Below are 10,059 nucleotides of genomic sequence, written 5' to 3'. Positions count from 1 at the left end.
CACGAAAAACGCGGCCTTTCGGGGCCGCGTTTTTGTTGGGTCACCGCTCGACCGTTTCTCGTTGAAGCCGCCTTGGGAGCAACTCTTCACGTTCTGCGAACGACAGCGGCTCAAAGGCATGGATCCCCGGAACAAGCCCGAGGACGACGCCGGAGCTTGTCACCCCGCCTTCGGCATCAGCTCGTCCGGCAGTGCGCCGGAGGTGAAGGGGCGGGGCTTGTTGAGCCGAACCATCGGCTCGATCTGCCAGATTCCCACGACGGCAAGCAGCGCGCCGATCAGGGCGATGCCCATCGATCCCATCCGGAGGGCCTGCCAGATCAGGTAGGCCGTCACGAGAAACGACAGGACGGCGACCGTCGCGGTCGAGGCCCAGAGCCACCAAGGCTTGCCGGCGACGAGGCGCGCCTGCGGGTTGGCCTTCACGATGGCCTCGCACAGGCTTTTGGCGAAGGCCCGGTATTCCGTCGTCATCTCCTGCGCCTCGATGAGGCTGCGCCAGTTGAGCGAGCTGAAGGTGAAGGCCTTGCCGTCCTTCATCGTGACCTTCGTGCGGAAGGATCTCTGGCCGATGCGGCCGGGCTCATAGGTCATGCGCACGGTCTCGACCGCGCCGAGGCGGACCTCGTGCACCTTGCGGCCGGAATCCACGGTCAACCGGTCACCCTTGATGGCGAAGCTGATCGGCCCGCCGATGGGGCGGGGGCTGTGGGTGTAGGTCTGGCTCATGGCGTCAACGTACCAGTTCGCGCATGGCGTGGTCTATGCCTTCGAGGGTCAGCGGGTGCATGCGCCCGGCAAAGAGCTGCCGCATGAGGGTGACGGACTGGGTGTAGTTCCAGTGGCTCTCCGGCACGGGGTTCAGCCAGACCGCCTTCGGGAAATGATCCAGGATGCGCCGGATCCAGACCTGGCCCGCCTCCTCGTTCCAATGCTCCACCGACCCGCCGGGATGGGTGATCTCGTAGGGGCTCATGGAGGCGTCGCCCACGAAGACCACGCGGTAGTCGGACGGGTAGGTGCGGATCACGTCGAGGGTTGGGATCTTCTCGTCGAAGCGGCGGCGGTTCTCCTTCCACAGATGCTCGTAGACGCAGTTGTGGAAATAGAAATGCTCGAAATGCTTGAATTCCAGGCGCGCCGCCGAGAACAGCTCCTCCGCGGCCTGGATGTGCCAGTCCATGGAGCCGCCCACGTCGAGGAAGAGCAGGACCTTCACCGCATTGCGGCGCTCGGGCCGCAGGCGCACGTCGAGATAGCCCTTGTGTGCGGTCTCGTGGATCGTCTCGTCGAGATCGAGTTCCTCGGCCGAGCCCGTGCGGGCGAAGCGCCGCAGCCGCCGCAAAGCGATGCGCATGTTGCGCACGCCGAGTTCCACGCTGTCGTCGAAATCCTTGAACTCGCGCCTGTCCCAGACCTTCACGGCGCGGAAGTTGCGGTTCTTGTCCTGGCCGATGCGGATGCCTTCCGGGTTGTAGCCGTAGGCCCCGTAAGGCGAGGTGCCGGCGGTGCCGATCCATTTGTTGCCGCCCTGGTGGCGGCCTTTCTGCTCTTCCAGGCGCTTTTTGAGGTTCTCCCAGAGCTTGTCCCAGCCCATGGCTTCGAGCTGCTTCTTCTCGTCCTCGGTGAGATAGCGCTCGGCCAGCTTGCGCAGCCATTCCTCGGGGAGCTCAGCCTTGTCCAGAGCCTGGCCCATCCGCTCCAGGCCCTCGAACACATGGGCGAAGACCTGGTCGAAGCGGTCGAGATGCCGCTCGTCCTTCACCAGGCAGGCGCGGGAGAGATAATAGAAATCCTCCACGCTCTTGTCCGCGAGGTCACGGTCGAGCGCCTCCAGAAGGGAGAGATATTCCCGCAGCGAGACCGGAACCTTCGCCGCGCGCAGCTCTGTGAAGAAGGTGAGAAACATCGGGCCAGTGTCGGGCAAGTTGCGGCAAGGTCAAGGGCCGAAGCCGAAAGGCCTCACTTTGGAACCCTCACTTGCCTACGGTGCGGCGGGCCCGGAACTCGATACGCTCCGGCTTCTTGTTGTTCTGCTTCAGGATCGCGCGGAACTCGTCGCGCCGCTCATGGATGGAGGCGATCACGAGGCCCATGGGCACACCGATATCCGACAGCACCGCTTCGCTTAGTTGCAGCGAAGCCTCGATGGTTTCCGGCACCGCATCGTCGACGCCGAGTTCGTAGAGCCGGGTCGCGTGCCTGGCGTCGCGGGCGCGGGACACGATGGTGAGGTCGGGGCGCTCCTGACGGGCCGCCGCCACCACCGCCTCGGTGGCGCTCGGGGTGTCGAGAGTGATGACGAGGGCGCGGGCCTGCTCGATGCCGCAGGCGCGCAGAAAACCGGAATGCGATCCATCCCCGAAGAAGACCGGCTTTCCGGCCCGGCGCTCCTCGGCGACGCGGGCCGGGTCCATGTCGATGGCGAGATAGGGCACCCCGTGCCGCTGGAGCATGTCGCCCACGAGCCGCCCGACACGGCCGTATCCGGCCACGATGACGCGCCCGGCTTCCTCTGGCGGTGGCGGTTCCGCGGCCTCGGGGCTCAAGGGGCGGGCCCGCTCCAGGCGCCGGCTCAGGCGGCGGCCGAGGCGGGCCAGGAAGGGGATCGCCACCATGGTGAGCGTGGTGACGAGAAGCAGGTTCTTGCCGATCTCGTACGGAACGAGCCCCGCCGCCATCGAGGCCCCGATGATGACGAGGGCGAACTCGCCGCCCGGTCCCAGGAGAAGGCTGGTTTCCGCCGCCTCGGGCGCGCTCAGGCCGAAGGGCCGCCCGAGCCAGAAGATGATCACGCTCTTGAGGGCGATGAGGAAGGTTGCGACGGCGAGGATCGTCACCGGGGTTTCGAGGAAGCGGACGAGATCGAGGTTCATGCCCACCGAGACGAAGAACACCCCGAGGAGGAGCCCCTTGAACGGCTGGATCGTCGTGTCGACGGCCCGGCGGTATTCGGTCTCCGACAGGAGAATGCCCGCGATGAAGGCGCCGAGCGCCATGGAGAGGCCGCTGACGGCGGCGACGAGGCTCGTGACGAGCACGACGAGCAGGCAGGCCGCCATGAAGAGTTCCGGGCTCTTGGTGGCCGAGACCATCTGAAAGAAGGGCCGGAGCACGAGCCGTCCGAGACCCACGATGATCGCGAGCGCCAGGGCCGCCTGGAACAGGGCGGTCGCAAAGGACAGCATGGTGAATTCAGGCTGGTGCGTATCGAGCGCCGCGATGGCGAACAGGATCGGCGCCACGGCGAGGTCCTGGAACAGGAGTGCTGAAAAGCTCGCGCGTCCCGCTGCCGAGCTGAGGCGCTTCTGCTCGGCCAGAACCGGCAGCACGATGGCCGTCGAGGACAGGGCCAGGGCGATGCCGATGAGCGCCGCCGCGGCGAGGGAGTTCACGACCTTGAAGGCGAAGAGGCTCAAGGCCAGAGCGCAGAGCAGGACCTGCAGGGAGCCGAACCCGAAGACCTGACGGCGCAGAACGCGGAGGCGCTGCCAGGAGAGTTCGATGCCGATGGTGAAGAGCAGGAACACCACACCGAATTCGGCGATCCGCGACGTGCCTTCCGCATTCGAGAAGGTCACCCAGTCGATCCAGGGATAGGAGGGCATGAGCCGCCCGAGCCCATAGGGGCCCAGCAGGGCGCCGGCGGCGAGAAAGCCCAGGACCGGGCTGATTTTCAGCCGATGGAAGACCGGAACGACGATGCCTGCCGTGGCCAGAAAAAGAATGGGCTCCTGATAGGCGTGCAGGTCGATCGCGGTACTCATGTGGTCCTTTCCGTTGCAGCGCATTGTGGTTCCGCCGAGAACGGGAGCGCAAGGGCAAATCGCAGGAGCTACGGCAAGAACGAACGCCACCAATGGCTTGCCCGTGCCAGGCGTTTCAAACGATTTCCGAAATCATCCGCTGTATTTTTGGCAAGGCCGAGATCCGGATGGTACCGGAAGCCGGATTTTGTCTGCCCGGCCGCATCGAGAGCCAGCTTGGCTTCCCGAATAGCCTCCGTTTTCCGACCCTGTTCGGACAGGATGAGAGCTCTGGCGCCGTGCCATGTGTAGTGCTCCACCGGAAAGGTCGGCGACGATCTGTGGGCATCAAGAATATCAAGCGCTCGGATGTAGTGCTGCCTGAGCCTGCGTGTGGCAACAAGACGCGGCAGAATCAGATAGGCCTGGGTTCGCACATGCGGAAAATCGATCTCTCTCGCGAGAGCGGCCTCCAAGGCCGTCAACGCCGCCTCGATATCGCCGCTAGCCAAGTATGCGGTGGCTTGATCCACATAGGCTTGAGCAAGCTCTAAATCGTTCCCTGCCGCGAAATCGAAATATTGCTCAAGCAGTGTGAGCGCAGTGTCAGGATGCGTTTGGGCCAGGATGCTTGCTTGTATCCGCAGGTACTGAGATTTCTTGCGGGATCTCTGCAGCCTCGCCTGGAATTGTTCTGCGATCTCAGGGCTCCAGGTTTCGTTTCGGTACCAATCTTTGTCGTGGCCCATTCCTTCGGACTCGCCCTCTGAGAAGAGGCCGCAGCTTAGTTTCATTCAAGCATAAGCCAAGGGCAGAATGCAGGACCGTGAGAACGGACGCCTCGGAGCGTAACGGCAAGCGAAACCATGCCCGGGCTCGGCCATCACGTCTTGGGAGCCCCGGCGGGGTGAAGACGTGGATCCCCGGGACAGGCCCGGGGATGACGCTCTTTGAGCTTACCCGATCGTCGCCAGAGCCTGGGCGAGATCGGCCACCAGGTCTTAGGGATGCTCGATGCCGATGGAGACGCGGATCTGGGTCAGCCGGTCGTAGCGCTTGCGCCTACGACCGGGCGGGCAGTGTCTTCCTTCCGTTCATGCAGATTGCGGTTCTAGGAGGCAGGGGTGAGCAAGGACGAACTCCTCTCTTGAGAGAAGAGAGACGTCTCTGCGAGCATCCATTCCCGGAACGCCTCGATAGAAGGCTCGGCGGCGTTCTTCGTCCGAGAGACGAACCAGTACGCGTACTCGCCGGGAACCTCCAGGTCGAAAGGACGGCACAGGCGGCCGGAGCGAAGATCCTCGCTGACGAGAGCCCTTCGGGCGAGCGCGACGCCTTGGCCTGCACCAGCGGCGTCGAGCAACAGCGACGCATCCCTGTAGACCGGCCCCTCCTTCGGCTCCGGCCAATCGAGCCCTGCCGCCGCGAACCATGGCGACCATGGTTCGCGTGAATAGCGAAGCAGCGTACATTCACGCAGATCGGACGGCTGCTTCGGCAGCTTCGCCGTTCTGTAGGCGGGGCTGCAGACAGGAAAGACAAACTCGTCCATGAGCTTGTCCTGTCTCAGGTGAGGCCAGCCGCCGGGGCCATATCGGATGGCGACGTCGATTCCATCCTGCTCGTCGAGACGGGCAAGTTCGACGGACGGGTAAATATCCAGAACGATGTCCGGATGCGTCGTCGTGAATTGATGGAGCCGGGGCACGAGCCAGCGGCCTGCGAAGGCAGGCAGAACGCTGACGGTGATGTGACGCTTCTCCTTGCCGGGGCGCTCGGTTTCAAATGCGCTCTCGAGCAGGCGCAGGCCGTAGCGCACCTTCGTGGACAAGGCTTGCCCGTCCGGGGTGAGCAGCATGCGCCGACCTTCCCGTCGAAACAGAGATTGTCCGAGCCGCGCCTCGAGCCCTCTGATCGCATGACTGATGGCGCCATGCGTCAAATTCAGGTCTTCCGCCGCCCGGCTGTAGCTTTGATGACGGGCTGCCGCTTCGAAGGCGAGGAGAGATTGGAGAGGAGGAAGACGCGGGGCCATGAGGTATGTGAATTTGGCTCACATATAGAGTCAAGAATATTCGTTCGCCTGATGATGGCACGCCGTGCTGTCTGAACCTGATCCAGTTCTCTGACGGCAAGTGGACCCATGCTGAAACTCTACTATTCTCCCGGAGCCTGCTCTCTCGCACCTCACATCGTCCTGGAAGAAATCGGCCAGCCCTATGAGCTGGTTCGAGTGCCGCTCGCGGAGGGAGCGCACCTGGAGCCCGATTATCTTGCCGTCAATCCGAAGGCCCGTATCCCAGCCCTTGAAGGGCCGTTCGGAAAAAATGGGAATTCGACGGGAATTCTCACGGAGGCTCCTGCCATTCTCCTCTATCTGGCGCAGCTCAGGCCGGAGCTGGAGCTCCTGCCGCAGGATCCAAGCCTCCAAGCGCGCAGCTTCGAATGGCTGAATTGGCTTTCCAGCACGATGCACGGGATGTCCTTTGCCCAAATCTGGCGCCCGCAACGCTTCGTGGCGGAGACAGCGCTGTTTCCCGCTGTCTCAGCGACGGGGCGTGAGAGTCTGACAGAGCAATTCGCCTATGTCGAAGAGCTCATGAGTGACGGACGCGATTGGGCCGTTGCGGGGGCCAGTTTCACCATCGCCGATGCATTTCTTTTCGTGTTCTATCGGTGGGGAGGAATGCGCATCGGTCTTGATATGAAATCCACTTATCCCGCCTGGACGCGGATCGCTGACCGAACCCTAGCGCGACCTTCCGTTCAGCAGGCGATGGCCGACGAAGGCATTACGATTTCTTCGTGAATGGCCCATATCTCGAAGGGTCGCGATCGGCAGCCCCGAAGCAGGGGCTGCCGTTGAGCATCCGCACTACCCAATCGTCGCCAGAGCCTGGGCGAGGTCGGCCACCAGGTCGTCGGGGTGTTCGATGCCGATGGAGACGCGGATCGTGGCGTCGGCCACGCCGAGCCTGTCGCGGGTCGCCTTCGGCACGCCGGAATGGGTGGTGGAGGCCGGGTGCGAGATCAGGGATTCCGTGCCGCCCAGGCTGACCGCCAGCTTGAACACCTGAAGCGCGTTGAGCACCTTGAAGGCCTCCGCCTCGCCGCCCTTCACGTCGAAGGAGAAGGTGGAGCCGGGGGCGTCGCTCTGCGCCTTGTAGACCTGCTTGGCGCGGGAGCCTTCCGGCAGGTAGGCCAGGTGGTGGACCTTCGCCACGCTCGGATGCTCGTGCAGGAACTTGGCCACGATCTCCGCATTGCGGTTGGCGGCCGTCATGCGCAGCGCGAGAGTTTCGAGCGAACGGCCGATCATCCAGCAGGAATGCGGATCGAGCTGGGTGCCGATGGCCGAGCGCAGCAGGCGCACGGCCTTCATGTGCTCCTTGGAGCCCAGAGCCGCGCCGGCGATCAGGTCCGAATGGCCGCCCACGTATTTGGTGAGCGAATAGACCGAGATGTCCGCGCCGTGCTTCAGCGGCTTCTGGAAGAGGGGCCCGAGCAGGGTATTGTCGCAGACGACGATCGGGCGGGTGCCCTGAGCCTGGCCGATCTCGTCCGCAACGGCGCGGATGAGGGCCACGTCCACGAGGGTGTTGAGCGGGTTCGACGGGGTTTCGATCATGACGATCGAGACCCGGCCCTTTCCTTGTGCCTCCTTCGCCGCGGCGCGGATGCCCGCCTCGTCGACGCCGTCGCCGAAGCCGACGGCCTGAATGCCGAAATTGGCGAGCGTCTTGGCGATCAGGGTCTCCGTGCCGCCATAGAGGGGCTGGGAGTGGAGAACCACGTCGCCGGGACGGGCGTAGGCCAGGATCGTCGTGGCGATGGCCGACATGCCCGAGGAGAAGAGAAGGCCCGCTTCCGCCTCCTCGAAGATGGCGAGCCTGTCCTCGACGATCTCCGCGTTCGGGTGGTTGAAGCGCGAATAGACGAGGCCGGCGGCTTCGCCCTTGGGCGGCTCCTTGCGGCCCGAGACGTAGTCGAAGAACTCCTTGCCGTGTTCGGCGCTGTTGAACACGAAGGTCGACGTCAGGAAGACGGGCGGCTTCACCGCGCCTTCCGACAGGGTCGGGTCGTAGCCGTAGCCCAGCATGAGGGTTTCCGGCTTCAGCTTGTGGTTGCCGATGCGATCCTTGTGATAGCGGTTATCGGTCATGGTCACTTGTCCTCCCAGGTTTGTTATGGGCTTACATGATGAGAGCGGTTGCCGAAAGCCATAGACACGACTTTGCGCATCGTTGAACGCGACCCTCCGGATCCGCGTTCAACGATGCGCGGCTTGAAAGGGGACGCATCGGCCGGGTCCCAAAAGCGGTTTCCACTTTTGGAGCCGATGCACTAGGCTCCGCCCGTTGACAAGGAATGGTGAGGATGGCGCGTTTTACCGGAACCGAAAGCTATGTGGCGACCGAGGATCTGAAGGTGGCCGTCAACGCGGCGATCACCCTGGAGCGTCCGCTTCTCGTGAAGGGCGAGCCCGGCACGGGGAAGTCGGTCCTCGCGGAAGAGATCGCCCGGTCCCTGAATGCGCCGCTCCTCACCTGGCACATCAAGTCCACCACGAAGGCCCAGCAGGGCCTCTATGAATACGACGCCGTTTCGCGCCTGCGCGACAGCCAGCTCGGTGATCCGCGCGTCTCGGATATCCGGAACTACATCAGGCGCGGCAAGCTGTGGGAGGCCTTCGCCTCCGAAACCCGGCCCGTTCTGCTGATCGACGAGATCGACAAGGCGGATATCGAGTTCCCGAACGACCTCCTGCTCGAACTCGATCGCATGGAGTTCTTCGTCTACGAGACCGGCGAGACAGTCAGGGCGGACCGGCGCCCCATCGTCATCATCACCTCGAACAACGAGAAGGAGCTTCCGGACGCGTTCCTGCGCCGCTGCTTCTTCCACTACATCAAGTTCCCGGACGCACAGACCATGGGGCGCATCGTCGAGGTGCATTATCCCGGCATCAAGCACCGGCTCGTGGAGGAGGCGCTGAAAATCTTCTTCGAGGTCCGGGAGGTTCCGGGCCTGCGCAAGAAACCCTCGACCTCCGAGCTGCTCGATTGGCTCAAGCTCCTTCTCTCCGAGGACATCGGGCCCGAGCAACTGCGCGAGCGCGACACCCGCAAGCTCATTCCCCCGCTTCACGGGGCGCTCCTCAAGAACGAGCAGGACGTGAGCCTCTTCGAGAAGTTGGCCTTCATCGCAAGGCGGGAAGGGCGCTGATGCTCCGCCTGCTCCTTCTCCGCCATGCCAAGGCCGCCTGGCCGTCCGGTGTTCTCGACGTGGACCGGCCGCTGGCCTCTCGGGGGCAGCAGGCTTCCGCCGTCATGGGCAACTACATGAAGCGCGAATGCCTGGCTCCGGACCTCGTCATCCTGTCCCCCGCGCGCCGGACCCAGGAAACCTGGGAACTCGTGCGGCCGATCATCGGCGAGGTGCCGAGCCGTCTGGATGGACGTATCTACGAGGCTCCGCTCGCGCGGCTTCTCAAGGTCCTGCAGGAGATCGAGCCGGAAGCGCAGACGGTTCTGATGATCGGCCACAATCCCGGCTTCGAGGATCTGGCGAGCTTCCTGATCGGCGAGGGGGACATGGACGGAATTCTCCGCCTCGGCCACAAATATCCGACGGCCGGTCTCGCCGTCATCGATTTCCCGCATCGGAGCTGGGCGGAGGTGAAGCGGAAATCCGGGAGGCTTGAGCGCTTCGCAACGCCGAAGACCATCGGAGAAGGCGAGGACGATTAGACCTTCAGGTCTCGCGTTCCTCGAATTCGATGAACAGCAGTTCCTCGTCGTAGAAGATGCCGCCGACGCGCAGGGCCTTCCGTTCGATCCCGTAGGGCCTGAATCCGAGGGCATGGTAGGTGCGCCGGGCGCTCTCGTTCGTCATTCCGACCGCCGCTTCGAGCATGATCACGTGCCGCGAGGCGTGTCCGATGACCTCCTGGACCAGCCTCTTGCCCAATCCCCGGCCCCGTTGCTCCGCCTGGACATAGACCCCCCACATCACGCCCTTGTGGGATGCCTTGGCGCGTTCATAGGCGGCAAATCCGGCCATTCCCACGAGGCGGTCTCCCGCAAAAGCTCCGAAGATGGCGTTGGGGCCGGAGGTCGGGATGCGCGCCCGCACGGTTTCGAGAGGAATCGGGGCTTCCTCCTCGTAGCTGGAGCCGAAGGCCTCCGGAGTGGCAGCGAGGGCTTCCAGCCTCAGGTCCCGAAAGGCTCGGACGTCTGACGGCTCCAGTGTTCGGATCAGGATATCGGCTGTCATCGCCTATTCGTGGGGCTGACGGTACCGACGGTCAAGA

10 protein-coding genes are annotated in these 10,059 nt (G+C 63.8%); 3 read left to right on the top strand and 7 right to left on the bottom strand.

The genetic code is table 11. The features are described from left to right. Positions 1-159 precede the first annotated feature (159 nt). From ACS5Q0_RS03355 to gcvA, 5 genes are all read right to left on the bottom strand, one after another. On the bottom strand, positions 160-729 hold the full coding sequence (locus ACS5Q0_RS03355; RefSeq protein ID WP_473125183.1) for a hypothetical protein: 570 nt from the start codon (positions 727-729) through the stop codon (positions 160-162). A 4-nt stretch (positions 730-733) separates the two neighbouring features. Beyond that, positions 734-1,909: a vWA domain-containing protein gene (locus ACS5Q0_RS03350; RefSeq protein WP_473125182.1), complete on the bottom strand. Its 1,176-nt coding sequence runs from the start codon at positions 1,907-1,909 to the stop codon at positions 734-736. Between the two features lie 67 nt (positions 1,910-1,976). Further along, positions 1,977-3,767 carry a cation:proton antiporter domain-containing protein gene (locus ACS5Q0_RS03345; protein ID WP_473125181.1) on the bottom strand — a complete coding sequence of 597 codons (1,791 nt, stop codon included), beginning with the start codon at positions 3,765-3,767 and terminating at the stop codon, positions 1,977-1,979. A gap of 68 nt (positions 3,768-3,835) precedes the next feature. Further along, entirely contained in the window at positions 3,836-4,495 is a 660-nt protein-coding gene (locus ACS5Q0_RS03340; protein WP_473125180.1) for a hypothetical protein, read from the bottom strand. Positions 4,496-4,857: 362 nt separating this feature from the next. Continuing rightward, the gene (gene gcvA / locus ACS5Q0_RS03335) at positions 4,858-5,781 is read right to left on the bottom strand and encodes a transcriptional regulator GcvA (protein WP_473125179.1); all 924 of its coding nucleotides are present in this window, start codon (positions 5,779-5,781) and stop codon (positions 4,858-4,860) included. A 108-nt stretch (positions 5,782-5,889) separates the two neighbouring features. On the opposite strand from gcvA, the gene ACS5Q0_RS03330 reads away from it, so the two are divergent. Continuing rightward, positions 5,890-6,555 (top strand): glutathione S-transferase family protein, encoded by a 666-nt coding sequence (locus tag ACS5Q0_RS03330; protein ID WP_473125178.1) that lies wholly within the window; start codon positions 5,890-5,892, stop codon positions 6,553-6,555. Between the two features lie 66 nt (positions 6,556-6,621). Here ACS5Q0_RS03330 and ACS5Q0_RS03325 read toward each other — a convergent pair whose 3' ends face one another. Next, a complete protein-coding gene (locus ACS5Q0_RS03325) occupies positions 6,622-7,908 on the bottom strand; it encodes a cystathionine gamma-synthase family protein (RefSeq protein WP_473125177.1) in 1,287 nt (428 codons plus the stop codon). Between the two features lie 215 nt (positions 7,909-8,123). Between ACS5Q0_RS03325 and ACS5Q0_RS03320 the strand changes: the two genes are divergently transcribed. After that, on the top strand, positions 8,124-8,972 hold the full coding sequence (locus ACS5Q0_RS03320) for an AAA family ATPase (protein WP_473125176.1): 849 nt from the start codon (positions 8,124-8,126) through the stop codon (positions 8,970-8,972). Next, positions 8,972-9,496 carry a SixA phosphatase family protein gene (locus ACS5Q0_RS03315; protein WP_473125175.1) on the top strand — a complete coding sequence of 175 codons (525 nt, stop codon included), beginning with the start codon at positions 8,972-8,974 and terminating at the stop codon, positions 9,494-9,496. Before ACS5Q0_RS03320 ends, ACS5Q0_RS03315 begins: the two co-directional genes overlap by 1 nt. A 4-nt stretch (positions 9,497-9,500) precedes the next feature. Here the strand turns inward: ACS5Q0_RS03315 and ACS5Q0_RS03310 are convergent, their stop codons facing one another. Further along, entirely contained in the window at positions 9,501-10,022 is a 522-nt protein-coding gene (locus ACS5Q0_RS03310; RefSeq protein WP_473125174.1) for a GNAT family N-acetyltransferase, read from the bottom strand. Between the last annotated feature and the right edge of the window lie 37 nt (positions 10,023-10,059).

Source organism: Microvirga sp. HS2 (assembly GCF_055792805.1).
The sequence above is the reverse complement of the archived record's forward strand: the minus strand, read 5'-3'. Positions and strand labels throughout refer to the sequence as shown.